The following is a 26,714-nucleotide window of genomic DNA, read 5'->3' as shown; positions in this document are numbered from 1 at the left end:
AAGAGTTAAGGGTTGTAAGACATAATTGATCCTCAGTATGAAAATAGATGTATTGATGTGGGGTGAAGTGATGTTGCGTTTGTTAGTTGTAGAAGATAATCTCCCGTTGAAAGAATCGATTATTCAAATATTAGTGGATGAGTTTAAAGTAGATGGAGTATCTGAAGGGGAGGAAGCACTCTTTCTAGCAATGCAAAATATTTATGATGCTATTGTGCTAGATGTGATGATACCAAGAATGGATGGCTTTCAAATTATAGAAAGCATGCGCAAGGAGGGGATTAAAACGCCAGTATTATTCTTGACAGCGAGGGATTCATTGGAGGATAGAGTGCAAGGTCTGGAGTTGGGAGGAGATGATTACCTGACCAAGCCTTTTCAAATGGCTGAATTAAAAGCACGCATTCGAGCGCTGTTAAGAAGGAGCGGCAGTTTGACGACTGATCATACTTTAAAGTACCGTGGCATCCAGTTAGTTGGTAAAGAACAGGAAACCCTAGTAGATCTGGTGCCTGTAAAATTGACATTAAAACAATACGAATTATTGGAATACCTCGTACAAAACAAGGGCATCATTCTGACAAAAGAGCAGATTTATGATCGCATATGGGGATTCGAGTCAGATACAACAATATTAGTTGTTGAGGTTTTTGTGCATCATCTTCGAAAAAAGCTGGAGCCCTTCGGATACCATAAAGATATTCAAACCATTAGAGGCGTTGGGTATATGTTAAAAGAACAGTAAGGGGAAGAATATGTTCAGACGAACGCATATGCGCCTTACCATTATGAATTCAGTTGTTTTCATAATGCTTATCGGTTTGCTAGCTACTGTGATCTACTTTTTCACCTATGTACAATTATATAAGGATGTTGATCGATCCCTGTTAAAAACAGCTGAGAAGTTAAACCCGCAGCTTAGGCCTGAAAGAAGCGATGAGCCTAGAAGTAAGCCCGGGAGTCAGCCTGGCGCTGGAGCAAAAAAAGGACCTGAAAAAGGACCTGAAAAAGGACCTGAAAAAGGACCGGCTCTCGAGGAATTTTTGTTTGAAAATGATCCGCGTGTCATTACGCTTGTCTGGAATGATAAAAATGAACTGATTAATACTGGGCCAGGAGTAGATTTCTTCCAAAAAGCGAATTTCGTCAAGAAGCCAAGGCACTTTGATGATGGAGAGATTCAGGAAATTCATGTTGATCGCTTTGCTTTTCACGTGAAAACCTTGAAAGTTCATTCCCCGAATGGGGTAATAACGGTACAGTATCTCCGCAATGTAAATTCAGAGCAGGAGCTTTTGGACAGATTGCTCGTCATTATTATCATCGGAAGCTGTATCGGGGTCGTATCTGCTGTGATTGCCGGTTATTTTCTTGCAGGTCGAGCATTGGTCCCAATACAAAATTCCTGGACAAAACAACAACAGTTTGTTTCAGATGCTTCTCATGAATTAAGAACACCACTTGCTGTCATACAAGCAAAAACAGATTTATTATTTCGCTCACCTGCTGCAACGATTCAAGAAAAAAGTATTGATATTTCCATGATTTCAAATGAGTCTAGAAGATTATCCAAACTGGTCACCAATTTACTTACCTTAGCGAGATCTGATTCCAATCAGATGGAAATGAAGAAACAGCCCTTTTTGCTTGATGAAGTTCTGCGAGATATTGTAGCTAACTATGAAGAAATTACTGTATATCAAGAAAAAGCGATCACTCTTCATACGCCAGTAAATATCAGTTTCACAGGAGATAAAGAAAGGGTCCATCAGTTGATTCTCATTTTCTTAGACAATGCTATGAAATATACAGAAGCAGGAGGCGAAATCTCACTTATATGTGAACAAACTGCCTCCACAATTAAACTGAAGGTGAAAGATGATGGGATTGGAATGGACGAGAAGGAAATTCCAAATATTTTTGAGCGGTTTTACCAAAGCGACAAAGCACGGACGATGGCAGAAGGCTATGGTTTAGGGCTATCTATTGCCAAGTGGATTATTGACAAGCATCATGGAAAAATTACGGTCAGCAGCAAAGCAGGGGAAGGAACTTGCTTTGAAATTACGTTCCCTAAGAATCAAAAATAACAAAGTATTGGGTACCGATTCCATTGGTACTCTTTTTTCTTTTTTCCTGCTCTTGTAGTTCTTAAGGAAAAGTTAAGACTGGAGATCCATAATCGTACCTGTAAACAAAACATCTCATCATCGAAAAAGGAGGAGAATGGATGGAAGAAAAAAAAAAGAAGCGGAAAATCTGGAGGTGGCTGATCGTTGCTACTGTTTCAGCTGTCATTCTTGCTGGTGGATTTCGGGCTTTACATGCAACAGGCTGGATGAATAAGGAGATGCTCGCTTATCCGCATGTTCATCAAATCTTTGTAAGCTTGCAAGACAGAGGCGAGAAGGAATTGGTAGGACAAAGCGAACATTCGGAGCGATTACAACCTAAATCTGAAGGAAGGCGATTCCACAAAGAGGATATCAAACGAGAACACGGTGAGCGAAGACATCAAGCAGATGGTTGGATATTCTTCCTGATTGCAGCAGGTCTTGTCATCAGTGGTTGGTTTGTTCGCAAACATGCAAATGAGAGTATCTGGAGAAAATGGACAGGCTGGCTTCTGATCTTTGTTGGGGTTCTTCCCATCTTGCCATTACTTGTCATTGCGTTCGTCATTTACTGGTTATGTATACGAATCAGACCGCGTAAAGGGAATATCGTTTTCGTTGATGTACCACTTCACTCCCCATATTCAGGTGAGAATAGTAATTCAGCCATTTTAGATAAATGGGAAAAACAGATGTCGAAGGAGGAAAAATAAGATGGGTATTTTTAAACGGGTAAGAGATATTGTTGTTGCAGATGTGCATGAGGTATTAAATAAAGTAGAGAATCCAATCACTTTGTTAGATCAATATATAAGAGACATGGACAAGCAAATCGAAAAAGCCAACCAGGCACTTTCCTATCAACTCTTTCTTGAGAAAAGGTATGATCTTCTCATCGCAGAAGAAGAAGCAAACATAGAAAAGCGCACGAAACAAGCCAACCTTGCTGTTGATTGTAATGAAGATAACATGGCAAAGCTTGCCCTACAGGAAAGAGTAATTCATGAAAATAAGCGCAATCTGTACCAGGATCAATATGACGCGACAAAAAAACAGACAGCGATCCTGTATGAGCAAATAGATAAACTTAAAAACACCTATCAAGAGTTCCAATACAAAAAGCTGGTGTTAACATCCAGAGCCCACGCTGCAAAATCTATCAAGCAAGGACAGGAAATGCTGTTAGGGTTTCATAGCGATTATGCAATGAAAGGATTTGCGAGGGTAGAAGAGTTTGTCCAGAAGCTGGAAGCTGAAGTAGCTGCGAGTTCGTACGTTTACGGTACGAAAGCTGTCGACAGGAAGCCATATATTGATCATCTTCTGGCAGAAACAGTCGAGGCTCAATTAGCAGAGCTGAAAAAAGCGAAAGAAGTGAATTAAGAGGATGTGAAACCAGACAAACTCCCTTTTTTGTTCAAATGAGAAGGGAGTTTGTTTTTTCGGTACCCGGCAACAGATACAGTCAAGTATTTCTGGTTGTTTTAAAATGTAATGTTCCACCTATTATTGGCTACGGTGGCAGAGACTACTGTGGGATTCTTCAAGGTTCTGCACTTTTACAAATTTTAGCCGACACCAACAACGACATAGCTCTTTCGTTCCGCATTCGACTTTTGGACAGTGATATCTTCCATATTGGGCATACAGTTTCCTCCTAATAGGGAGCTTCCTATACAGATGGAAGATGCTCATGTTGAAAACAACCGTTATTCAAAATTTTTATTCCGGAATCTCCCATTCCTCGCGCAAAATCCCCATCTTAATCGCATCGTAATATTCACCACGAACAATCCTTGCTTTGCGTACCCGCGCTTCTTCCACCATGCCCATGTGAGCAGCCAGCTTGATCATCCGTTCATTGCCAGACCACGTACCAATGCCTAAACGGACTGTATCCATATGGGTAAACAAGTAGTCGATCCACATCCGAAACGCTTCCCGACCATAGCCATTCTGCCAGTAGCGGGAGTCGTAAATGACGATTCCGATTTCGCACCAGTTCGTCTCCTCAGATATCCAGTAGCGACCGACACTGCCTTTTAGCTCGCCGTCAATCTCAATGATCAGCTCGGTTCTTGGTGCATCTGTCCCGACGAGAGCGAGAGACTCCTGGTAGCGTGGGAGGGCACGATACTCTTCTTTTGTGTACGGATCAAGCGGTTTGTAGGGGCCATTCCAATGGAGATGTTCCCGATCCTCTGCTTCGTATTTCCAATAGTAAATCGTATCCAAATCTTCTGCTCGAATATCTCGAAGAACGACCTTTTCTCCTTGCAAATGAATACGCATGACTTGTTCTCCTTTCGTTTGGGTGAATCTGGTACAATCATTGTAAAAGAAAACTGCTCCTATACATAGTGACAGTTTAGGAGAGTTGGATAGGAACAGATTGGAGGGCCGCTGATGGAGTACATGCCGGTCATGGATGCACAGAGCAAAGAACCTCTGTATCAGCAGCTATACAAGCAATTGAGCAGACGGATTGCATCAGGAGAGATACCATCCGGAACCAAGATGCCGTCTATCCGTCAGTTGATGAAGGCAAGCGGCGTCGGAAAAAATACGATTGAGGCTGCCTATCAGCAACTACTCGCAGAAGGCTACATCGTGAGCCGGGAGCGAAGTGGCTTTTATGCTGCCGAGATCGAGAGATGGTCAGAGCCAGTGGAGCAGGATGAGGAGATTACCTTGTACTCATCTATCTTGAAAAAGAAAAAAGGGGAGCATCTCACTTGTCGCTACAATTTTCACGGTTCGGTCATCGATACGAAGTCGTTTCCTTACGCTGCATGGCGCTCTTGCATGCTGGAAGCGCTGGATGTCTATCCGGAGGACTTTTCTTTTTACGGGGATGATCAAGGAGAGTGGGAGCTTCGAGAAGAGCTCAGTAAATATTTGCGCAGGGCACGTACGCTCATTTGTCGGCCTGAGCAAATCATCATCGGCACCGGATTACAGCAGGCTCTCAGCTTTTTATGTCTGCTCTTGGCAGATCGACATCGTGTGGTTGCGATCGAGGAGCCTGGCTATGCAGATGCACGAATAGTCTTTTCCCAGCACGGCTATGAGGTCGTGTCCATCCCGCTAGCGGAAGACGGGCTGTCCATTGAAGCCTTGGAAAAAAGCAAAGCAACGGTCGTGTACACGACGCCTGCGCATCAATTTCCGTATGGGATGGTCATGCCAGTAGGTCAGCGCCAGCAATTGTTGCAATGGGCAAAGAAAAGGAACGGAATCATCATCGAAAATGATTACGATGGTGAATTCCGCTATAATGTACACCCTACGCCATCTTTGCAAGGGATGGATCGGGACGGATGTGTGGTTTATATCGGGAATTTTTCCAAAGCATTTTCTCCAGCACTTCGCTTGGATTACACGGTACTTCCGCGGCAATTGCTCGGGCGATATTTGGAAGCATTCCAGGCGTATCCTTCTCCGGTTTCCCGCCATTTGCAGCGGAGCATGCAGTTGTTCATGCAAAAGGGCTACTGGGAAAAGCATGTCCGAAAAATGCGCACCGTCTATCACCGCAAGCACGATACATTGCTTCGGTCGATACAGACCTACATGCCTCGGGAAGTACGAGTTTTGGGACAGTCAGCGGGGCTGCATATTTTGCTAGAGGTAGATACTTCCCGAACGGAAAAGGAGCTGATCGAGCAAGCACGTGCGTCCGATGTTCGCGTTTATCCGAGCGGCCATAACTGGGCCAATGATCCGACGAATGTGCGTCCGCGAATCATCGTTGGATTTGGTGGAGTGGAGGAACAAGACATTGCAGAAGGAATCAGTCGTCTAGCAGAAGCTTGGTTTTCTTTATGATTGGCGCTTTTGCCGGATCTTCTCGTTCCGATGAGGGTCCCAAATAGTTTCAACAGAAAAAAGCAGCCTATGGCGTGGGACAGGGCAATTGTCCAGCGCATAGGCTGCTTGTTTTTTTTCGGCAAGGATTATTTCATGCTTTTTTGGTACTCATCAAACTGAGCGCTGACCTCATTCGAAGGCTTGCTAGTCAAATGGCTGACAACCACGATAGCGAGCAGGCTAATGGCAAAGCCGGGAACCATCTCGTAGAGGAAGTCCTTCAGCACATCAAAACGAGTCCAGATGATAACGGTAAGTGCGCCAGCGACCATACCGGCGAGAGCACCCCATTTGTTCATGCGCTTCCAATAGAGGGAGAGCAGAATGACAGGCCCAAACGAAGCGCCGAATCCGGCCCACGCATATCCAACGAGATCGAGGATCGTGTCATTTTTATTCAAGGCGAGCAAAAAGGCAATGACAGATACAAGTAAGACGGACAGGCGGCCAAAGGTGACCAGCTCTTTGTCGGTTGCAGAACGCTTGAAAAAGGTTTTGTAAATATCCTCGGTCAAGGAGCTGGAGGTGACGAGCAGCTGAGAGGAAATCGTACTCATGATCGCCGCCAAAATCGCCGCCAGCAAAAAGCCGGTAATGAGTGGATGGAACAGGATCGTACCGAGCTGGATAAAGATCGTCTCAGGATCGCTCAACGTCCAGCCTTGCTTGGAGTATAGGGCAATACCGACTAGACCTGTCAGCATGGCGCCAGCGACGGAGAAAATCATCCAGCCCATACCGATGCTGCGCGCTTTTTTGATCTCACTCGTGGACGTGATTGCCATAAAGCGAACGATAATGTGCGGTTGTCCGAAATAGCCGAGACCCCAAGCAAACAAAGAAATGATGCCGAGCAGGCTGGTCCCTTTAAAAATATCGAGCAAAGAGGGATCGACAGCGTGAATCTCGGTAAATGTTTCTCCCAATCCGCCTGCTGTAAGAACGGTCACAAGCGGAACGAGGATGAGCGCGATGACCATGATGAGTCCTTGTACAGCGTCCGTCCAGCTTACAGCGAGGAAGCCGCCAAACAATGTGTAGGCAATGGTGACCAATCCAACAATCCATAGCCCCGTTTGATAGCTCAGGTGGAAGGTGTTTTCAAACAACACGCCTCCAGATACGAGACCGGATGAGACGTAAAAAGTAAAAAAGATCATAATAACAAGGGCCGAGACAAGACGAAGCATCCGAGACCCGTCCCCGAAGCGATTTTCCAAAAAAGCAGGAATCGTAATCGAGTTGTTGGCAACCTCTGTATACGAACGAAGGCGGGGAGCGACATACAGCCAGTTGGCATAAGCCCCGAGAGTCAGACCGATGGCAATCCAGGATGCGCTAAGACCTTGGGCAAACATGGCGCCAGGCAAGCCCATCATCAACCAGCCACTCATATCGGATGCACCCGCGCTGAGAGCGGTTACAGTTGGACCGAGCGACCGACCGCCGAGCATGTAGTCTGTCAGATTGGAGGTACGTTTGTAGGCATAATAGCCGATCAGGAGCATACCTGCCATGTACACAATAATAGATGCGAGCAGCATATTCATTGGCATCACCTCGTTGTGTTTAGTATTTGTGAAAATTATATGAACATCTTACACGTTATCATGCCCAATTATAAAAATCTATAAGGAAACACAGAAAATTTTGTAGAAACCCAATAAAAAGTTTTTTAATAACACGAAAAAGCCCGCGATGATGGATCGCAGGCTTTTCTTGAAATGTTTTCCTAATTACTGAACTTGAACCTGACCGTTTCCGTCGAGTGTTACTTTGAATTCCTTTACGACAGTGGGCTCCGCACCTTGGTTGTTCAAATCGTGCTTGAGCACTTTGAAAGTACCATCGGCAGAGAGTGTGCCTGTATATTCAACACCAAACATGTCAGATTTATAAAAGCTGAAGTTCGCAAGCTCGGTTTTTTGCAATTCATTTACCAGCAACTGACCATCTCCACTGAACATGGCATTACGCAATGCTTCAGAGGATTCGTATTTTTGCTGGAGGTATGTTTGCAGCTGTTTGGCGACTTCAGACTCAGCCAGTTGCTTGCCGGCTTCGAGAGCTTGTTGGCCCGCTTCGACAGCCTGTTTTCCTGTCTCAATCGCTTGTTGACCTGTTTCTACTGCTTGCTGAGCGGTTTGGACCCCTTCGGATAGATCGGAGCAGGCAGTGAGCAGTAACGCGCATGCGATCATCCATACTTTTTTCATGTGATTCACTCCTTTCTGGCGTGACGATTCATACTTTATTTATTTTACCGTATATCCACTGACTTCGCATCCGCATATGATGGGGTAAGCGTAAGAGCTGCACTGATTACAGGGAGGAAACACAATGATTCAAGGGAAAGTAAAATGGTTCAGCAAAGAAAAGGGCTATGGGTTTATTGAGCGTGATGGAGGACCTGATGTATTTGTACACTACTCTGCGATCACAGGGTCAGGTTACCGGAACTTGGAGGAAGGCGAGCAGGTGGTTTTTGAAATCGTGAATGGACAGCGTGGGCTGCAAGCCGCCAATGTGGCGAGGAAAGTCGTGTAAAAGAGGTATCATCTTCTAAAAACACATGACGAAGGACTTCCTTCGATTCAAAAACGCCGTCAAACCTGTACAAGGCAGACGGCGTCTTATTTATGTCACGTATCGTTCGGGATGGATCAAAGGTTGTTGTAGAGAAAGACTGACAATGCAATCACCAAGGCGATGGTAATCATGCCGTAAATGATCAACAGATTGCGGGAGCGTTGTTTAAAGTCCCGAACTTTGGATTCGGATGGGTTCATACCGATTTTTATGGTAACGACGAGACCTATGAGAACAAGTACAATAATAGCAATAATGAAAGGCAAAATACTCATAACAGCCAGTCCTTTCTGTATGGCCCAGTCATCCTGCCGGATATACACGAGGATGCATACGGTAGCTTACTTCGATCATATACCGCCCGCACAAAAATGTTGCCATCCACTTGGGGATTATTTTGACCATCCACTTGCTGTGAATGCATCCGCTAAGCGAGAGACTGCCTCCGTGATCTGATCCAGGGTAGCTCTGCCAAAGGTGAAGCGGACATACCCTTGCTCTGCGCCGAACAGATGGCCCGGAACGAAAACTACTCCCCGTTTCACTGATTCTGTGAGAAAATGTTCGCCGCTCCATTTCCCTTTAAATTTACACCACAGGTGAATGCCTCCCTCTGACCCGACCATTTCTACTTGATCACTGAACTTGTCTTGGAGCGAGAAGACAAGCTGATCGTGCCGCAAGGATAGCTCTGTTCGCAACAGATCGATGTGACTCGCAAACTGAGGCGATCCGAGAAAGCGATTTGCCAGCCATTGCGGAAAAATGCTGTGCCCAAAATCAAACTGTTGTTTCGCATCTGCCAATCTTTCCATGACGGTAGGGGGCCCGACGATCCAGCCGATTCGCAGACCTGAGGCTACGATTTTGGTCAAAGAGCTGATATAGAGTACTGTTCCGTGTTGATCCAGTGATTTTAAGGTTGGGACGGGCTCTCTCGTAAAACTGGTCAGGCTGTATGGATCATCCTCGATGATCGGAATCCCTTTTTCATAGGAGAACGCGAGCAATTCCTGGCGCCGCTCCAATGAAAGTAGCGTCCCTGTCGGGTTCTGATAATTCGGATTGAGAAAAACCATTTTGATGCGGTGCTGGCGGTGGAGCTGGGCTAAGTGCTTCGGGTCGATTCCGTCTCGGTCGACAGGCAGCGAAAACGTACGCAAGCCAGCAGAATGAAAAAGCGGCAAGGAATAACAATAAGACGGCTCCTCAATGGCAACTGCATCTCCTGGCTTTAACAAGCATTGAACGACGAGATGAAGGGCTTGCTGCGCGCCTGACGTAATCATGATCGAGGTAGCAGGTGCTTCGATGCTTCGCCATGTTTTCATGTGGAGACTCAATGTCTCTCGCAAAGCCCAATTACCCTGCGGGTGCTCATAGCCGAGATGAGTCGGGAAGTCATCGGGGGTCATGAGCTGCTGGAGCGTTTGATTGGGGACGAGATCGGTCGAGAGCTCGCCACTCGCCAAATCGATCAAGTCATTTTCCTGTGTTTCACGACGGATTTTGCGAATCAACGGTAAATTCGGACGAAATGAACCTGATTCCGTCAAATGACGCCAGTTCGGAACGCGGGTCCGTGCCAGTCCCCAAATATCTTGGCTGACGATGGTGCCACTTCCTTGTATGCGCTCGATCATCCCTGCTGCTTGCAGCTCATCGTACGCAGCGACGACGGTCGAGCGGTTGACGTTCAGTTCTTTGGCCAGTGTGCGCTCCGAGGGCAAATAGCTGCCGGGGCCGAATTCACCACTGCTGATTCGTTGCTCGATTTGCTCTGCTATTTGTTTATATAAAGGCTTTGTAGGAATAGAAGATTTGCCATCCATCACGAATCCCGCTTTCTACATTTATCCATTTATTATATCATGACATTCCGATCTTTCCTTTTCGTCTGGGTCAGGTAAAATAGATGAGATGGAAGGAGAGATGGACGATGAAACAATACCTGGATTTGTGCCAGCGCATTTTGGATGAGGGTGTCACAAAAGAGGATCGGACAGGCACCGGAACGACCAGTGTTTTTGGGCATCAGATGCGTTTTGACCTGAGTGAAGGCTTTCCTATGGTCACGACGAAAAAGCTGCATATGAAATCGATCATCCACGAATTGCTCTGGTTTTTATCAGGCGATACCAATGTCCGCTACTTGCAGGAAAACGGTGTGCGGATCTGGAACGAATGGGCCGATGAAAACGGAGATTTAGGCCCGGTATACGGAAGCCAATGGCGTTCCTTTACTGGACGCGACGGCAAAACAGTGGACCAGATTCAATGGGTCATTGATGAGATCAAACGCAATCCGGACTCCCGCCGCTTGATCGTTAGCGCGTGGAATCCGGCTGAATTGGACAAGATGGCATTGCCGCCTTGTCACCTGCTGTTCCAGTTTTACGTAGCGAATGGCAAGCTGTCCTGCCAGCTGTATCAACGCAGTGGCGACACGTTTTTGGGTGTGCCGTTTAATATCGCTTCCTACGCGTTGCTGACGCATATGGTGGCGCATGTCACAGGGCTTGAAGTGGGCGATTTTGTTCATACGATCGGAGACGCTCATCTGTATCTCAACCATATCGAGCAGGTCAAGCTACAGCTCACTCGCCAGCCGAAACCACTGCCAAAGCTCGTGCTCAATCCAGATGTGACTTCGATTTTTGACTTCAAATACGAAGATATAGAAATCGTTGGCTACGAATCCCACCCGCACATCAAAGGCGAGGTGGCCGTATGATCAGCCTGATTGTTGCCTATGCCCGCAACCAAGTCATCGGAAAAGATGGCGACATGCCGTGGAATCTTCCTGCCGACTTGAAAAATGTGAAGGAATTAACGACAGGCAAAACGATTGTAATGGGACGCAAAACGTTCGAATCGATCGGCAAGCCGCTGCCTAACCGCAGAAATGTCGTTCTGACACGCAGCAAGGACTTTCACCCTGAAGGTGTAGATGTCGTTCATACGAAGGAAGAAGTTCTCGCCATGGGTGATGTCATCATCTTTGGCGGCTCGGAAATTTATCGCCAGTTCCTCGATGTCGTTGATCGTCTGTACATTACAGAGATCGATTTGGAAACAGAGGGTGATACGTTTTTCCCGGCATGGGATCGTGATGCTTACACCTTGGTGGACAAGCGTGAGGGTATCGTGGATGAGAAGAACGTTCATCCGCATGCGTTTTACGTGTATGAGCGGAAAAATAGCTGATAAACGAAAATGCCTCGATGCTGAGGCATTTTTTTGTTCTTTTTTGGAACTAAACGCATATATAACGATAGGAAATAGCAGGGACGAACCTAAGGAGGTGATCGGGTGAAGGTAGACTTTCACGTCCATCTGGAGGAAGGGCCGTATTCGCTGGACTGGCTGCTCAAGCAAGCAGAATCATTGCGCCCCCTCGTGGAGCATGCCGAAGTGATGGGGAGCCGAAAATGGGCAAGTATGCTGACCACTGGGTTGGCAGAACGCCTACAACAAGGCCCGTATTCACGGGATTGGCTTGAATTGTATCGACTCCGTGCCAAACAGGCTGGGATTCAGCAAGTTTGCGTGGTCGAGCACTTATATCGTTTTCATGAGTACCGGTCGTACTACGAACAGCATGTGCACATCGGCTCTGATCGTTTGGGAGCAGCGCAGCGCAAATGGCTGAGTCAGGTCGCAAACGATTCACTGGACAGCTTTGTTGTTTTCCTGCAAAAAGAGCGGCTTCGTTGGGCGGAGGATGGAATTGAGCTGCGTGTCGGGATTGAATTGGATTATTTTTCGGGTGGAGAAGAGACACTGCGGCCTATCATCAATCAATATCCGTGGGATGTGTGCATAGGAGCCGTGCATTTTCTGGAAGGCTGGGGCTATTCAATCCAGGGTGCACAAGAACGCTTTGGAAGACAGGAGCTAATCGGATTGTACAGCCTTTATTTTGATAAGCTTGAGCAGGTGATCGAATCGCAATTATTCGATGTTATCGCCCATATCGATGGCATCAAAGCGTTTGGTATGCGACCGGATGAGACTGCCCTATTGCCGTATTATCAGCGTGTGGCCCGGGCTCTTGGACGGATGGGGATTGCGACGGAAATCAATACAGGCTACGGTTTGGTGAGTCAACTCCGTGAATTTTCGCCCAGCTATCGTTTTCTGGAAATTTTGTTCGAGAATGAGGTACCCATCAGCTTGGCGTCTAACGCTACTGCGCCTGATCAAGTCGGTCAGCATTTGGACGAGGCTCGAGCGCAGTTGCAACGGGTAGGCTATACGAGCTTTGCGGTTTTTGAAAAGCGAAAACGTAGCATGCTCGCTCTGGATTAGTCAAGCTCCCCATTTGACCCATGATTCTGCTATGATGGGACAAGAATGATGAATCCAGGGGGAGGAGTAAGAACCATGGCCTTGCAGGAACAATTAAAAGAGCTGCTAAAAGAAATGGAGCCGCAAATCATTAGCTGGAGGCGTCATCTGCACCAGCATCCCGAGCTTTCCTTTCAAGAAGAGAAGACTCCAGCCCTTATTGCCGAAATATTGAGAGGACTTCACTTCGATGAGGTTCGCACAGGCGTCGGTGGTAGGGGAGTCATGGGCGTTTTGCGCGGTGGGCGCCCGGGTAAGGTCGTCGCGTTGCGTGCGGATTTTGACGCGCTGCCGATTCAAGATCAAAAAGATGTACCTTATAAATCGACTGTACCTGGCGTCATGCATGCGTGTGGGCATGATGCGCACACTTCTCAGCTACTAGGACTCGCTTCTGTTTTGGCAGCTCATCGTGAGCAGTTTGCTGGTGAAATTCGCTTTGTTTTTCAGCATGCGGAGGAGGAAAATCCGGGCGGAGCTATCCAAATGGTTCAGGATGGTGCTGTAGAGGGCGTCGATGCGATCTTTGGCGTTCATCTCTGGTCGATGTTCCCTGTAGGAAAGGTGTTCATTAGTGCGGGTCCACTCATGGCGAATACGGACGACTTTTCCATTGCGATTAAAGGAAAAGGGGGACACGGTGCTGTTCCGGAAGAAACTGTCGACTCTATTGTGATCGGTTCACAAATCGTCGGTCATCTCCAAACGATTGCCAGCCGCAACGTTAGCCCGTTAGAAAGTGTGGTCGTGACCGTGGGGACGTTCCACGGCGGAGACAGTACGAACATCATCGCAGATAGCTGTCGTTTGACAGGGACTGTCCGCTCCTTTTTGCCAGACGTCCGCGACCGTGCGGAGCAGCGCCTGACAGAAATTGCGGAGGGGACGGCTGTTATGATGGGAGGAAGCGCTACAGTTGTCTACGAGCGAGGATATCCAGCCGTCATTAACCATGAAAAGGAAACAGCGATTGCACGGGAAGCAGCCATTGCAGCGTTTGGAGCTGGCCGTGTGGAATCGATGAAGCCGTTGATGGGGGGCGAGGACTTTTCGTACTATTTGGAAAAGGTGCCCGGCGCTTACTTGTTCGTAGGGGCAGGCAATCCGGAAAAACTGGCAACATATCCCCACCACCATCCCCGCTTCGATATCGACGAGGATGCCATGCTAATCGCAGGCGAGCTCTTGGGACGAACAGCGCTGCACTATTTGGAAACACAGCAACGATAAGAAAACGCATGAAAGATGCGCTTTTGCCTACATAGGACAAAGGCGCTTTTTTTGCTTTCAACCATAAGCTATACGAGGCTAGCTAGAAAATCGAATAAGGGAGGGAGGGGCCTTTCGGTGAGAAAACGGATAGGCGTACTGACCTACCGAGGAGAATCAGGCTTTGTCGAGCCCGGCTATTTGCGAAGGCTGGTTGAGGCAGGAAGAGAAATGGGGGCAGAGGTTTTTTTATTTAGCCCACAAGATGTCCATTTTGAAGAAAAGCGGATTAACGGTTATGTACCAGATAGCACGAAGTGGAGACGAAAGCGTTTTGCCTGGCCCGACATCGTCATCGATCGTTATCGCTACTATCCATTGCCTAAGCATCGTGCCTATTTGCCATTTCGCAAGCAAAATTGGTTCAGTTATGCGAATAACCGCTTCTCGAACAAATATGTCGTTCATCAGATTTTGATACAAGATCCACAGCTACAGCGCTGGCTTCCCGAAACACTCCCCTACGACAGAAAAACGCTTGCCACCATGCTTGCCAATCATCGTCTAGTTTATCTCAAGCCGACAAACGGCACAGGTGGCAGAAGCATACTGCGTGTGGAGAAACGCGCAGGTCGTTACCTTTTGCATGGCAGGACCAAGCAGCAAGCCAAAAGCTGTGAAAAACTGGCGACGCTCACAGAGGTGTGCGAGCGGCTGGAGCATTGGATGAAGAATGAGAAGAGCGGAAACGAGCAGTTTTTTCTTCAACAGGGGCTACAATTGTCACTGGTTCCCAAGCGAACAGTAGATGCTCGCATGCTTGTGCAAAAGGACGGGAAGGGTCAGTGGTGTTTGACCGGGATGGGCATTCGGGTTGGGCCGATCCAATCGTCCACCTCGAATTTGCATGGGGGAGGAACAGCATTGCCTGCCGTCTCCTTCCTGGTCAAACGATTTGGTCAGGAAATGGCAGAGCGGATTGTACAGGAATGCAAGGAGCTCGCGATTAAGACAGTTACACGCATTGAAGAGCATTTCGGCCTGATGATGGAGTTTGGCTTTGATCTGGGGATTGATGTTCATGGCAGGGTTTGGATTATCGAAATCAATCCGAAGCCAGGGAGAGAAATTTTCAAGCAGATGGGTCAGCACAAGCGATATGCGACGGCGGTTCGACGGCCGTTGGAGTATGCGTTGTATCTTGTTAATAAGGGCAATGCAGTTAACTAAAGAGGATCTTCCATTAAGGAAGGTCTTTTTTTGTTATTTCCGTTTCTTTTAAGAGGGGGACACGGCATAATAATAAAAAAATGGCACAAGAGGTGAAACGCACATGCAAAAACAATCATTTTCCATCGCACTCGACGAGGAGTTAACGCTGCGCGGCGACATTCATACGGAGGAATCGGCAGGCTCAGCACAGCCACTAGTGCTATTTTGCCACGGCTTTAAAGGCTTCAAGGATTGGGGAAGCTTTCCCTACGTGGCCGACGAGCTGGCTAAGCAAGGCATTACCACAATCCGCTTTAATTTTAGCTGCAACGGCGTAGGGGAGAGCTTGATGGAGTTCGACGAGCTGGAGAAATTCGGACGCAATACATATGCGCGCGAGCTGGCTGATTTGCAAGCATTGACGGAACGGATTTTGTCAGGCAAGCTCCCGTTACCCGATTACGTGGACAAAACGAAGCTGTACGTATTGGGACACAGCAAGGGCGGCGGTGACGCGATCTTATTCGGAGCAAACAACCCGCATGTGGCAGGGATTGTGACCTGGAACGGAATCGCTCATGTCGATTTGTTCGACGAGAAGCTGCGCAGACAAATAGAAGAGACAGGCGTCGGATACATAGCAAATGCACGAACCGGTCAAGACATGCCCATCACCAGAGTCGTGATCGAGGATGTGGACAACAATCGCCAGCGATACGATATTTTGGAATTGGTTTCTACGATGGAGCAACCACTGTGCATCATCACAGGAGAAAAAGATTATGTCCGTCTGGTAGAGGGTGCAAAAAGAATTCATCAGGCTGCCAAAAACAGCGAGCTGCACTGGATAGAAGGCGGCGATCATACATTTAACACGCGTCATCCGTTTGCGGGTACATCGGCTCCGTTGGAAGCTGCGATCAAGCAAACTGTCGCATTTGTCCGCACCCCACGGACATAGAAAAAACCTCAATTTTCCCGCGTTTTCTTTCCATTTGGGCTGTGGTATACTGGGAATCGTTCTAACGGTTCGAATGATGTGATTATTCAGAAAAATAACAGAACAGGTGGAGAAGAAACATGAATAGCAAGGTGTATCTGTATGATACGACCCTGCGAGATGGAACGCAGGGAGAGGGGATCAGCCTGTCGGTAGAAGACAAGATAAAGATCGCACTGCGGCTGGATCAGTTTGGTATCGATTTTATTGAAGGCGGTTGGCCGGGCAGCAATCCAAAGGACATGGCTTTTTTTGAGCGTATCCGGGAGATTTCGCTACAGCACGCAAAGGTAACGGCTTTTGGCAGTACCTGTAGACCGAATGTAGCAGCGGCAGATGATGACAATCTGCAAGCGTTGATCTTAAGTGGAGCCTCGGCAGCCGCGATTTTCGGGAAATCATGGGACTTGCACGTGACGGATGCTCTCAAGACGACGTTGGAAGAAAACGTGCGCATGGTCGCTGATTCGGTTGCATTTTTAAAAGAAAACGGACTGACGACTCTCTTTTTGGCAGAGCATTTCTTCGATGGGTACAAGGCGAATCCTCGCTACGCATTGCATGTTCTGGAAGCAGCAGAAGAGGCTGGGGCTGACTGGATTGTTCTCTGTGATACAAACGGCGGGACACTGCCGCATGAAGTTTATGATATTGTCAAAACGACTGTGGGCCATCTACGGACGCCTGTAGGCATTCATCCGCATAATGACAGTGGAGTGGCAGTTGCCAATGCACTAGCTGCGATACAGGCGGGCGCACAGCAAGTACAAGGAACAATTAACGGTATCGGTGAGCGCTGCGGGAACGTCAACCTGATCTCTGTGGTTCCGAATTTGCAGCTCAAGCTGGGCCATCATTGTGTGAGCAGTGATCAATTGCAGGAGCTGACACAGCTGTCTCGCTATGTAGCGGAAATTGCCAACATGACGATGCCGAACAACCAGCCGTTTGTCGGGTACAGTGCGTTTGCTCACAAGGGTGGTATTCACGTAAGCGCCGTTATGCGCGATCCGAAAACGTACGAGCACATCGAGCCAGAAAACATCGGCAACAAACGTCGCGTACTCGTCTCAGAGCTCGCAGGACAAAGCAATTTGCTCGCGAAAATGGAAGAGCTCGAGATCGATCTATCGCTGGATCGCGAAAAGGCGAGAGAAATCATTACACACATCAAAGAGCGCGAATTCCAAGGCTATCAATACGAGGGAGCAGAGGCTTCGCTCACGCTGATGCTGCTGGAAGCCTCCGGCAAGCTAAAAAACCTGTTCAAGCTAGACTCCTTCAAAATCATGCTGGAAAAGGCAGCCATCCAATCGATCACATCGGAGGCAACCGTGAAGCTGCGAGTGAACGGGGAGTCTGTCCATACGGCTGCTGATGGAAACGGTCCGGTGAATGCACTGGACAATTCGATGCGAAAAGCATTGGAGAGCTACTATCCGTGCATAGCAAAAATGCAGCTGGAAGATTACAAGGTGCGTGTCTTGGACGAAAACGGCGCGACTGCTGCAAAAGTACGTGTCCTAATCGAATCCTCGAGCAACGGCGAAAAGTGGAGCACAGTCGGCGTCTCCACCAACGTCATCGAAGCGAGCTGGGAAGCACTGGCAGACAGTATTCGTTACTTACTGTGGAAAGAAGGTTGTGAGGAAGTCGGAAGCCTTGCTTCCTCCGGGACGCGTGTAGGAATTGTGAATCATTAACAAAGGGAACCAGCCCGGGCAGATGCCGTCGGGCTGGTTTTCCTTTGGTATGCAAGTTTTAAAAGGTACCGATCAACCAACAAAGCTGGCGAGAAGAAAAAGTACAGGGCTCGTAGACCTTGACAACGCCTACCCTTTTGGAAGTGGAGACGGCCATTGAATCCCCTTGCTGGTGTGTCAGAGTCGAAGAGAACTGTGCTTTTTCTTCTCCTCCACCATGTTGACTCAAACCACAAAGACCTTCGGTCACGGCTTCGAAGATGAAACCGGCCGATCAATCAACTGCCGCAGCTTTGTCTCCGTGGCAGAATTCGGGTCAGGTGTGTAAATGCTGCACCGCAAATCCGCATTCCCGGAAACTTGCAGCGAAGTCAGATGAAAGAGCATTTTCCCTACCTTCGCATGACGAAATTCCAGTAATACCTCCGGAGCTGAACTGACGCGGCTCTGCTCCCACAGGTCGTGAAAGTCGGGATGAACCTGCCGCATCTCGCTTAAAAACTGCTCGTACCACTCGTCCTCTACATACTGACCGTAATTGGCGCGGAAAATCGCGAGAAAGCCGCTGACGAAATGCTCCCAGTTGACAGCCAGCCGTCGTAATTCCTTACGCGTAAACACGAGGCGGATTAAATTCCGTTCTTCATAAGGGATTTGTTCAAAATCAAGAAAGACATGTGTAGCTGCCTCGTTCCAGCCGACAATATGACTGCGCCGATCTGAAATGATGGTTGGGCACGAGCGCAACTCTTTTAAGATTCGTTTCAGGGCTGGATTGATCTGCGGCGGTTCATCTTTTTGCGGGATTTGCCCGACTCCAGTCCCTGTCTCTAGTGCCAGCGCATACAAATATTTGTGCTCATCGACGGTAAGCTGCAAGGCTCTTGCAACCGCATCCAGAACAGAAGGCGAGACCTTAATATCGCGGCCTTGTTCCAGCCATGTATACCAGGTGGAGCTAACCCCGGCAAGCTGAGCCACTTCTTCTCTTCGTAGCCCAGGTGTTCTTCTGCGCGTCCCAGGGGCCAGCCCGACCGATTGTGGTAAAATTTTGGCGCGTTGCGCTTTCAAGAAAGTAGACAGTGCCTGCAAACGCGTTTGCTGATTCATGGAACACCCTCCTTTTCCTCAACTGGGTAAGTTTGTTAGACTAGTACTCATTATACTAGGATAAACAACAACTTGTAATAGGATAATACGTATGACAAGATGGTTTCCATAAGGCACTCGAATAGGAGGCTAATCATGGAAAAAGTCGTTGTCACAGGTATGGGAGTAATCTCCCCGATAGGGAATACAGTGAATCAGTTTTGGAACAGTCTCGTGCAAGGAAAGTCTGGTATCTCTCCAATTGATACTTTTGATACAGCACGAAATAAAACGAAAATCGCAGGTTTGGTGCGAGATTTTGATCCGGTGGAGCTGTTTGGGCGCAAAGAAGCGCGGCGAATGGATCGCTTTTGCCAATTTGCCCTTGCTGCTGTAGAAGAAGCACTAGAGGATGCAGAACTTCAGCTGGACGAGTTGGACCGCGAGCGAATCGGGGTTTATGTAGGCTCTGGCATCGGTGGGGTAGGGACGCTTCTTGAGCAGCATAACGTTCTTCGTGAACGAGGCCCTGAGCGGGTCAGCCCGACGCTTGTTCCCATGCTCATTTCTAACATGGCAGCAGCGATGATCAGCATCAAGTACGGTCTATACGGTCCGACAATGTCACCTGTTACTGCATGCTCGATTGGGAATACGTCCATCGGTGAGGCTTTCCGGCTCATTCGGGCGGGCGGAGCGGATGTCGTCATCGCAGGAGGGTCTGAGGCCGCGGTGACAGACATATCTCTCGCCAGCTTTAGCAATGCGACGGCATTGTCTACAAGAAATGATGATCCAGCAGGAGCGAGTCGGCCATTTGATGCCAAGCGGGATGGGTTTGTCATGGCAGAGGGTGCCGGGATAGTGATATTGGAATCAGAATCACACGCCAAGAAAAGAAACGCTCGCATGTATGCCGAGGTGATTGGCTATGGGGCAAGCTCTGACGCCTATCATATGGTGGCGACACATCCAGAAGGAATCGGTCCCTACCGTGCGATGAAATGGGCCCTTCAGGAAGCAGGGGTGCAACCGACAGACGTGGATGTCATCAGCGCGCACGCAACCAGCACAGAACTCGGAGACCGCTCCGAGACACTGGCGATCAAAAAGCTGTTTGGCGACCATGCGTACCGTGTACCGATCACCGCGAACAAATCGATGACGGGGCATATGTTTGGTGCAGCCGGGGGTGCGGAGGCGATCGCCCTGATTAAGAGCTTGCAGGAAGGAATCATTCCCCCGACGATTAATCAGGTAGAGCGTGACCCTGAATGCGATCTGGACTATGTGCCAAATACAGCACGCAAAGCCACGCTCGACATCGGCATGTCCAATTCCTTTGGCTTTGGCGGTCATAACGCAGTCATTGTGCTGAAAAAAATGTAATGGATAGAGCCTGTTCTCGTAGTCTCAGGTAGACTGTGAGAGCAGGTTTTTTTTATTTCGATAGAAAAAAATGAAACGTTTTGTCGCCCTGATTTCTCTAACAGGGGAGAAAAGGAGGGGGGAGCTGTTTGAATAGACAACTTGGTCTCGTTGCTCGTGCCAAGGCTGGTGATGCTGACGCGTTTCAAATGCTGATTCATCAGGAAAAAGCCAATTTGTACAAGATGGCTTTCGTGTATACGCGCAACGAAGAGGATGCGCTTGAGATTTTTCAGGAAACGGTCTATAAGGCGTTACTCTCCATTTCAACCTTAAAGGAAGAGCAGTATTTTACCACATGGTTGACGCGCATTTTGATCAACTCGGCGCTTGCCTATTTGGCTAGGAAACGCAAGGTAATCTCGCTTAGCAAAGACATGATTGAAAGTGTGCGGGATACAGGAAGCGTAAGGCTCGAGGAACGGATCGATCTGCTGGAAGCAATGGAAGAGCTGGAAGAAAAGTATGTAACGGTACTGCTGCTAAGGTTTTACAAGGACTACTCCGTAAAACAAATCGCGGAAACGCTGGATTGTCCGGAAGGCACTGTAAAAACAAATATTCACAGAGGATTGACGCTATTAAAAAAGAAACTAAAAGGGGAGTACTTCGATGAGAGAAAAAATTCATGCCTATAAAGAGCAAGTAGATCGCATTCCAGTCCCGACAGAGAAGCTGGACGCTATTATCGCCCAAACCGTTCAGCAGGCTGTACCGAAGAAAAAACGCTTGAACAAACGAAAGCTGGTGTATAGCACAGGGGCTGCAGTCGTTACTGTAGGTATCTTGTTTAGCTCGGCGACTGTCTCACCCGCGATGGCGAACCTAGTCTCCAAGGTGCCTTTGATCGGATCGATATTCACTACTTACGGTGACAACGGATTGAAGCAAGCGAGTGAAAAAGGCTTAACGACTGTCATCGGCGAGTCGCAGGACGTGGGTGGCAATGCGATTACCGTCAATGAAGTCTACTATGATGGGACACGCTTTACGATTGGGTACACATTGGAAACAAAGGAGGCAGTCGGAGAGCATTATTTAGGCTCCTCACCAGATTTGACAGTGAACGGAGAAGCGTTTGGATACGCAGGAAGCAGCAAGCAAACACAAATTACGCCGACGCTTGCGACCGGAATTGTCGAAATCGACGCAATGAATGGCTTGCCTCAGGAGTTCAAGCTAGGGTTGAGCTTTCAGGGGGAGGACGGCAAGAAGTGGAGCTTCTCCCTACCAATCAGTGAACGTACAGATACGAAACGCATTCCAGTTAATCACAAGCAACAAGCTGGAGGCATTGACCTGACGGTTTCGGATGTCACAGTGGGTCCAGCAGGGCTGGTTGTGAGCTTCCAGGCAGTAACCGAGGAAATTGGATATTTATCGAGCTATTTGGAATTCAAGGTGGTCGATGAAAAAGGGAACGAGCTGGGAGCGTACTCAGGCGGCAGCCAAGGTAAAAAGTCCGACGGCAAAGAGTATCTCACGGGTACAAGACGTTTCGATCCGGTGACATCGGATGTAAAAGAATTAACGATCACGCCATATATGTCGTTGCCTACAAACGGTGGCGGTGTCGAAATGGATGGCAAAGGGAAAGAAACATTGATCCAATCGGCAATCGAGACGATACAAAAGCATGGAAAGAACATCAAGTTCAATACGTTTACAATTTCCTTGCAAAAATAAAACCACGCAAAAAAGCGTCACTCCATGTACAGGAGCGACGCTTTTTTCTCTTGTTGGGGCAAAACTAGGATTGTTTTCTCATCGCACCTAGCTCTTCAACAATGGCGGTCATTTCATTGATGCCAAACGCTGCTTTTTTCTGCACCATGTTGTACAGGTACAGCAAATCCTCGTAATGAACGAGATCGAAGTCCTCCGGGCGCATCACTGCTGTATTCGCCATGTTCAGCTTTGCTTTGATGCCCTCAATGATAATGGCCAAGTTTTCTACAGTCGGTTGATTCAGGTCAGCCATACTTTCTCTCTCCTCTCTACAAATCTGGTATTTATTTCGTCAGTTGCCCACGTGTGACGCCCAACTGGTTGGTTGCCTTTAGTGTACGCCATACGTGTGTACCGCTAACTTCTCCGCGCAATGCCTTGCGATACAGACTGATTACCTCTTTCACGCGCTCTGGTTCTTCTTCCAAAAACTCGATGCGATAGCTACCGACATTCAGGGAGCGGAACTCGCTCAAGTATTCAGCACCGGACTGGTCAATCGCGTTATAAACGGTATTGCGGCAACCGGTATCCACACGTACAGGGTGAGAAAAACCGACGCGGTCTTTCAAAGAAATGCGGGAGGTCTCACATGGAGTACCGCAGTTTGTATGGTCAGTACCTTCACTCATGAATGTGCAGTATACGCAGTGCTCGGTGTGGAACATCGGCATGTGCTGGTGGATAACCAGCTCCATGTTCGCAGCGTTTGAGCGGCTGAGCATATCGACCATTTGCTGGATGTTCAGATCGTACGATGGCGTGACTCGCTCAAGACCTGTTGCAAGGAACAGTTCAACTGCCTTGTGATTCGCGACGTTCAAGGAGAAATCGCCAATCAGTGGAATGTCGATTTCATCACGACGGGACATGTAGTAATAGAGTGCTCCCGTATTGCGCACCAGAATAGCGTCTGGTTTGCTTTTCGCGATCAGGGCAAGGACACCGTTTTCATCCGGCATATGAATGCGCATCGTAGCAATCCCGATCTTTTTCCCGTACTTATGGGCCAGCTTGACACCCTCAGGATACTGCTTGACGAATTCAAAGTCAGCGTAGAGGAAGTCCACATCCGTTTGCGCGGCTGCCTCCAATTGCTCAAGCGAGCGGCACAGCGCTGTCAGGAGTGGCTTTTCCACTGGCTGGCTCTTCGGGGCATCCGCGTATACGTTGATATCGTGATGGTGGTAAATCGGCGGCTTCGAGCGCAGGAACACGAGCTGTTCAACCGCGTCACGACGCATCCGGTTCAACTCACTGACAGGTACGATGAGATCCCCTTCGAGATCGACAGTCAGATCGTGAGCTTCCAGGTGGAAAATGGTTCCGCCCAGACGGCTTAATTGATCATGCAGCAACTCAGCCGTCAGAGGACGCTTCAAAGCAGTCTCCAGCAGTACCTCGGAAGGAACACTGACAGCGTGATTCGCTTGTTTATCCACCCAAGTGACACTGAGCTTTTCACCCAGCTTTCCGCTTACGTGAACAGACAGCGGGAAGGTGCGATAAGGCTTTTCCGTCTCGAACGTTTTGCGCAGGCGACGATCCAGCTCAGGATCGCTCGTCTTCCATACGCGGTCACCGACATGAAGACGCTTCAGATTCACGTCATTGCGTCCCATGACGATTTCGTACATGCCTTTGGAAACTTCGCCTTCTACCTTTTTACTGCGGCTCAAAATATCGTAAATGCGACCGCCTTCTTCTTTTTGCGTCGGGTCACCCGCGTCGAACACGATTCCGTCTCCGCGTTTGACAGGAGCAGTGATTTCCACCAAAACGCCTGTGGGAAGCAGTTTTTTCACGGTTCCCAAAAACACACCGCGGCTTTTCGGGAACGAACCATCTACGAGCTGCTTGTTGTTTGTCCCGGTCAAAAATCCGTGTGTAAATCCGCGAGAGAAGCTTTGTTGCAGCTCGCGTACTTCTACCTCGGTTGGTCCTGTATCTTGTCCGGCAAAATAACGGTCGATGGCGGCATTGTATTTACTCACGACGTTTGCCACGTATTCAGGTGTTTTCAGGCGGCCTTCAATTTTAAAGGAAGTCACACCAGCCTCGATCAACTCAGGAACCAAATCGATAGCAGCCAAGTCTTTCGGAGACAGCACGTAAGCGATGTTCCCCATTTCCTTTTGCACACCGTCTACCATCAGGTCATACGGCAAGCGACAGGCTTGGGCACACTCCCCGCGGTTTGCCGAGCGTCCACCCCACATTTCCGAGGTCAGACATTGTCCCGAATAAGAAACGCACAAGGCACCGTGAACGAATACTTCCATCGGCAGCTCTGCTTTTTCACCGATTTTTTTGATCTCTTTTAATGAATTTTCACGCCCGAGTACGACGCGTTCCATATCAAACGGCTTCGTGAATTCCACCGCTTCCGGCGAAGTAATCGTCATTTGTGTAGAGCCGTGAATCGGGAAGTCTGGAGATATCTCGCGGATCATCTTTACGAGACCGAGGTCTTGAACAATCACAGCGTCTACTCCAGCGTGAATACAGGCGTCAATCAGCTCGCGTGCATCCTCTAGTTCATTTTCAAATACGAGAATATTAAAGGTAAGGAAGCCCTTTACCCCGTACATGTGCAAATAAGCCATAATCTCAGGCAGTTCCGCCATTTGGAAGTTCTCAGCACGAGCACGCGCGTTGAACTTTTCTACCCCAAAAAAGATGGCATTGGCTCCGTTGGCCACGGCTGCCTTCAAGCAGTCCCAGTTACCGGCAGGTGCCAACAGCTCGATATCTTCACGTTTTATACCATTTCGCATGTGTATGTCTTACCTCCAAGGTCTTCAAACAAGCTCTTCTTCATCATAGGGAAATGTGCTGGTCACCGCAACAAAAACATCCTTTCTGCCAGATGTTGAAAATGTGCCTTCCAGAAAGACATCTGTAATGTTATTCTGTAAGAAAAATCGAAATATTCTAAGAGCCAGGGGAACCGATATATGTTAATCATCAAAGACATTTTGCTACAGTTACTGTTCGTTATCGTCCCTGTTTTGCTGTATAGAAATGTTTGGCTGGGGCGATCAACCTCGAACAAGATGAGCGTCAAATCATCAATGGTTATCGTTTGTAGCTCGATCAGTGTTATTTTTGCGATGAGCTTTCCAGTACAACTCAGTAATGGTATGGAGTACGATTTACGCTCGATACCGATCATTATTACCATTTTATACGCTGGGTATATCCCGGGCATTTTGACGATTTTGGTGATGTTTATCGTAAGGATCGTTTTAGGTGGCGATAGCGTACTCGTAACGATCCTTGGAACGATGGTTTATGCGATCATCCCGTTTTTATTGGTGAATCGTTGGTATGGCTACTCTTTACGAAAGAAACTAGGGTTCGTTCTCTTGATCGGATGCTTAAAGCAGCTATCCATCATCGGTGGAGGGATGGTTGTTTTGATCTGGAGAGGATTTCCGTTGTCCATCATTAACAATTATCTGGAGCCGCTGGTGGAAATCGGCTACCTCGCTTTGATCGTACAAGGTGCAGCCGTTTATTTCATCGAGTTTATTCGAGAATCTCATATTATCCGCAAGCAGGTCGAACGCTCGGAAAAGCTGAACCTGATCAGCGAGCTGGCAGCCAGTGTCGCCCACGAAGTGCGCAACCCACTCACGGTGGTACGAGGCTTTGTCCAATTGTTGCGTGAGGAGACGAATCCGAAAAACGTTGAATATATCCGATTGGTCTTAAATGAACTCGATCGGGCTGAATTTATCATTTCCGACTATTTAAATCTGGCCAAGCCTCATTCTGAGACGCTGGAGCGACTGGAGATTGCGCATACCGTGAAAGAAGTCACGGCTATCATGTCCTCCTACAGCGTCATGAACCGAGTGGAAATCGCCTGTGAGACCGAGCCGGGACTATTCGTTGAGAGCAATGCCGTTAAGCTCAAGCAAGCATTGATGAATCTGATGAAAAACGGTATTGAATCGATGGGACAAGGTGGCATACTTCAGGTCACCGTACGAGCAGCCGGGAACTATCATGTGATTTCCATCATGGATGAGGGAGAGGGGATGACGCCAGAGCAGATTGAACAGATAGGGCTACCTTTTTATTCTACAAAGGAAAAAGGGACAGGTCTCGGTTTGATGGTAACCTGCCGGATCATCGAGGCGATGCAAGGGACGATCCACTTTCAGAGTCAACACGGGCATGGAACGCAGGTGACGATTCAACTGCCTGCAGTGTATATGACCGGAAAAGGAGAGGAACATGGACAAAGATCAAGAGGTGTGGGAGCGACTCTTACATGAGTTGGCTGTCATCAGAAGTGAATTAAAAGCGTTCAAGCTCGAAACACGTGCAGAACTCTATCAAATCAAAAGCGAGCTGAAAGAATGGCAGCAGCGTGAAGAACAGCGAAGGCTCTCGAGCGAAGGGGAATAGACC

At 48.2% G+C, this 26,714-nt stretch carries 26 protein-coding genes; 18 read left to right on the top strand and 8 right to left on the bottom strand.

Annotated features, from left to right (window positions below; all coding sequences use genetic code 11):
- Window positions 1–73: 73 nt before the first annotated feature.
- The 4 genes from ACUUHJ_RS23795 to ACUUHJ_RS23780 all read left to right on the top strand — a co-directional run bounded on the left by ACUUHJ_RS23795 (window position 74) and on the right by ACUUHJ_RS23780 (window position 3,497).
- A complete protein-coding gene (locus tag ACUUHJ_RS23795; RefSeq protein ID WP_064201164.1) occupies window positions 74–745 on the top strand; it encodes a response regulator transcription factor in 672 nt (223 codons plus the stop codon).
- Window positions 746–755: 10 nt separating this feature from the next.
- A complete protein-coding gene (locus ACUUHJ_RS23790; protein ID WP_472300082.1) occupies window positions 756–2,090 on the top strand; it encodes a sensor histidine kinase in 1,335 nt (444 codons plus the stop codon).
- 140 nt (window positions 2,091–2,230) lie between these two features.
- On the top strand, window positions 2,231–2,827 hold the full coding sequence (locus ACUUHJ_RS23785; RefSeq protein WP_472300081.1) for a hypothetical protein: 597 nt from the start codon (window positions 2,231–2,233) through the stop codon (window positions 2,825–2,827).
- A 1-nt stretch (window position 2,828) separates the two neighbouring features.
- Complete coding sequence (locus ACUUHJ_RS23780; RefSeq protein ID WP_289674079.1) at window positions 2,829–3,497, top strand: PspA/IM30 family protein; 669 nt, start codon at window positions 2,829–2,831, stop codon at window positions 3,495–3,497.
- Window positions 3,498–3,836: 339 nt separating this feature from the next.
- Here ACUUHJ_RS23780 and ACUUHJ_RS23775 read toward each other — a convergent pair whose 3' ends face one another.
- The gene (locus ACUUHJ_RS23775) at window positions 3,837–4,406 is read right to left on the bottom strand and encodes a GNAT family N-acetyltransferase (RefSeq protein ID WP_289674077.1); all 570 of its coding nucleotides are present in this window, start codon (window positions 4,404–4,406) and stop codon (window positions 3,837–3,839) included.
- 114 nt (window positions 4,407–4,520) lie between these two features.
- Between ACUUHJ_RS23775 and pdxR (ACUUHJ_RS23770) the strand changes: the two genes are divergently transcribed.
- The gene (gene pdxR / locus ACUUHJ_RS23770) at window positions 4,521–5,942 is read left to right on the top strand and encodes a MocR-like pyridoxine biosynthesis transcription factor PdxR (protein WP_472300080.1); all 1,422 of its coding nucleotides are present in this window, start codon (window positions 4,521–4,523) and stop codon (window positions 5,940–5,942) included.
- Window positions 5,943–6,070: 128 nt separating this feature from the next.
- On the opposite strand, the gene putP is transcribed toward pdxR (ACUUHJ_RS23770), so the two are convergent.
- Entirely contained in the window at window positions 6,071–7,534 is a 1,464-nt protein-coding gene (gene putP, locus ACUUHJ_RS23765) for a sodium/proline symporter PutP (RefSeq protein WP_289674075.1), read from the bottom strand.
- Window positions 7,535–7,720: 186 nt separating this feature from the next.
- Window positions 7,721–8,200: a hypothetical protein gene (locus tag ACUUHJ_RS23760; protein ID WP_015892634.1), complete on the bottom strand. Its 480-nt coding sequence runs from the start codon at window positions 8,198–8,200 to the stop codon at window positions 7,721–7,723.
- A 124-nt stretch (window positions 8,201–8,324) separates the two neighbouring features.
- Between ACUUHJ_RS23760 and ACUUHJ_RS23755 the strand changes: the two genes are divergently transcribed.
- Window positions 8,325–8,531 carry a cold-shock protein gene (locus ACUUHJ_RS23755; protein ID WP_016743125.1) on the top strand — a complete coding sequence of 69 codons (207 nt, stop codon included), beginning with the start codon at window positions 8,325–8,327 and terminating at the stop codon, window positions 8,529–8,531.
- 116 nt (window positions 8,532–8,647) lie between these two features.
- Here the strand turns inward: ACUUHJ_RS23755 and ACUUHJ_RS23750 are convergent, their stop codons facing one another.
- Both ACUUHJ_RS23750 and pdxR (ACUUHJ_RS23745) read right to left on the bottom strand, forming a co-directional pair.
- A complete protein-coding gene (locus tag ACUUHJ_RS23750; RefSeq protein WP_015892632.1) occupies window positions 8,648–8,848 on the bottom strand; it encodes a hypothetical protein in 201 nt (66 codons plus the stop codon).
- 117 nt (window positions 8,849–8,965) lie between these two features.
- Complete coding sequence (gene pdxR, locus ACUUHJ_RS23745) at window positions 8,966–10,405, bottom strand: MocR-like pyridoxine biosynthesis transcription factor PdxR (RefSeq protein ID WP_472301236.1); 1,440 nt, start codon at window positions 10,403–10,405, stop codon at window positions 8,966–8,968.
- Window positions 10,406–10,512: 107 nt separating this feature from the next.
- On the opposite strand from pdxR (ACUUHJ_RS23745), the gene ACUUHJ_RS23740 reads away from it, so the two are divergent.
- From ACUUHJ_RS23740 to cimA, 7 genes are all read left to right on the top strand, one after another.
- Window positions 10,513–11,307 (top strand): thymidylate synthase, encoded by a 795-nt coding sequence (locus tag ACUUHJ_RS23740; protein ID WP_289674073.1) that lies wholly within the window; start codon window positions 10,513–10,515, stop codon window positions 11,305–11,307.
- The gene (locus tag ACUUHJ_RS23735; RefSeq protein WP_289674072.1) at window positions 11,304–11,780 is read left to right on the top strand and encodes a dihydrofolate reductase; all 477 of its coding nucleotides are present in this window, start codon (window positions 11,304–11,306) and stop codon (window positions 11,778–11,780) included. The genes ACUUHJ_RS23740 and ACUUHJ_RS23735 overlap by 4 nt, the downstream gene beginning before the upstream one ends.
- A gap of 105 nt (window positions 11,781–11,885) precedes the next feature.
- Window positions 11,886–12,884: a histidinol phosphate phosphatase domain-containing protein gene (locus ACUUHJ_RS23730; RefSeq protein ID WP_472300079.1), complete on the top strand. Its 999-nt coding sequence runs from the start codon at window positions 11,886–11,888 to the stop codon at window positions 12,882–12,884.
- A 75-nt stretch (window positions 12,885–12,959) separates the two neighbouring features.
- Window positions 12,960–14,153, top strand: a complete 1,194-nt coding sequence (locus tag ACUUHJ_RS23725; protein WP_472300078.1) for a M20 metallopeptidase family protein — start codon at window positions 12,960–12,962, stop codon at window positions 14,151–14,153.
- A 117-nt stretch (window positions 14,154–14,270) separates the two neighbouring features.
- Window positions 14,271–15,362 carry a YheC/YheD family endospore coat-associated protein gene (locus ACUUHJ_RS23720; protein ID WP_472300077.1) on the top strand — a complete coding sequence of 364 codons (1,092 nt, stop codon included), beginning with the start codon at window positions 14,271–14,273 and terminating at the stop codon, window positions 15,360–15,362.
- 103 nt (window positions 15,363–15,465) lie between these two features.
- Window positions 15,466–16,305, top strand: a complete 840-nt coding sequence (locus ACUUHJ_RS23715; RefSeq protein ID WP_472300076.1) for an alpha/beta hydrolase — start codon at window positions 15,466–15,468, stop codon at window positions 16,303–16,305.
- A 119-nt stretch (window positions 16,306–16,424) separates the two neighbouring features.
- On the top strand, window positions 16,425–18,047 hold the full coding sequence (gene cimA / locus ACUUHJ_RS23710) for a citramalate synthase (protein WP_472300075.1): 1,623 nt from the start codon (window positions 16,425–16,427) through the stop codon (window positions 18,045–18,047).
- Window positions 18,048–18,293: 246 nt separating this feature from the next.
- On the opposite strand, the gene ACUUHJ_RS23705 is transcribed toward cimA, so the two are convergent.
- A complete protein-coding gene (locus ACUUHJ_RS23705) occupies window positions 18,294–19,157 on the bottom strand; it encodes a helix-turn-helix transcriptional regulator (RefSeq protein WP_289674064.1) in 864 nt (287 codons plus the stop codon).
- A gap of 135 nt (window positions 19,158–19,292) precedes the next feature.
- On the opposite strand from ACUUHJ_RS23705, the gene fabF reads away from it, so the two are divergent.
- The 3 genes from fabF (at window position 19,293) to ACUUHJ_RS23690 (ending at window position 22,250) form a co-directional block, all read left to right on the top strand.
- Entirely contained in the window at window positions 19,293–20,525 is a 1,233-nt protein-coding gene (gene fabF, locus ACUUHJ_RS23700) for a beta-ketoacyl-ACP synthase II (protein ID WP_289674063.1), read from the top strand.
- A gap of 128 nt (window positions 20,526–20,653) precedes the next feature.
- On the top strand, window positions 20,654–21,202 hold the full coding sequence (locus ACUUHJ_RS23695; RefSeq protein ID WP_289674062.1) for a sigma-70 family RNA polymerase sigma factor: 549 nt from the start codon (window positions 20,654–20,656) through the stop codon (window positions 21,200–21,202).
- Window positions 21,177–22,250, top strand: coding sequence for a DUF4179 domain-containing protein (locus ACUUHJ_RS23690; protein ID WP_472300074.1), 1,074 nt, complete (start codon window positions 21,177–21,179; stop codon window positions 22,248–22,250). Before ACUUHJ_RS23695 ends, ACUUHJ_RS23690 begins: the two co-directional genes overlap by 26 nt.
- 64 nt (window positions 22,251–22,314) lie before the next feature.
- On the opposite strand, the gene ACUUHJ_RS23685 is transcribed toward ACUUHJ_RS23690, so the two are convergent.
- Both ACUUHJ_RS23685 and ACUUHJ_RS23680 read right to left on the bottom strand, forming a co-directional pair.
- Window positions 22,315–22,545, bottom strand: coding sequence for a DUF1128 domain-containing protein (locus ACUUHJ_RS23685; protein WP_015892616.1), 231 nt, complete (start codon window positions 22,543–22,545; stop codon window positions 22,315–22,317).
- Window positions 22,546–22,576: 31 nt separating this feature from the next.
- Window positions 22,577–25,069 (bottom strand): U32 family peptidase, encoded by a 2,493-nt coding sequence (locus tag ACUUHJ_RS23680; protein WP_472300073.1) that lies wholly within the window; start codon window positions 25,067–25,069, stop codon window positions 22,577–22,579.
- A 180-nt stretch (window positions 25,070–25,249) separates the two neighbouring features.
- Here ACUUHJ_RS23680 and ACUUHJ_RS23675 point away from each other — a divergent pair, with 180 nt between their 5' ends.
- Both ACUUHJ_RS23675 and ACUUHJ_RS23670 read left to right on the top strand, forming a co-directional pair.
- Window positions 25,250–26,578, top strand: coding sequence for an ATP-binding protein (locus tag ACUUHJ_RS23675; RefSeq protein WP_289674060.1), 1,329 nt, complete (start codon window positions 25,250–25,252; stop codon window positions 26,576–26,578).
- The gene (locus ACUUHJ_RS23670; RefSeq protein ID WP_016743111.1) at window positions 26,538–26,711 is read left to right on the top strand and encodes a hypothetical protein; all 174 of its coding nucleotides are present in this window, start codon (window positions 26,538–26,540) and stop codon (window positions 26,709–26,711) included. The genes ACUUHJ_RS23675 and ACUUHJ_RS23670 overlap by 41 nt, the downstream gene beginning before the upstream one ends.
- Window positions 26,712–26,714: the final 3 nt, after the last annotated feature.

The sequence above is a fragment of the Brevibacillus schisleri genome, from assembly GCF_055685845.1.
The sequence above is the reverse complement of the archived record's forward strand: the minus strand, read 5'-3'. Positions and strand labels throughout refer to the sequence as shown.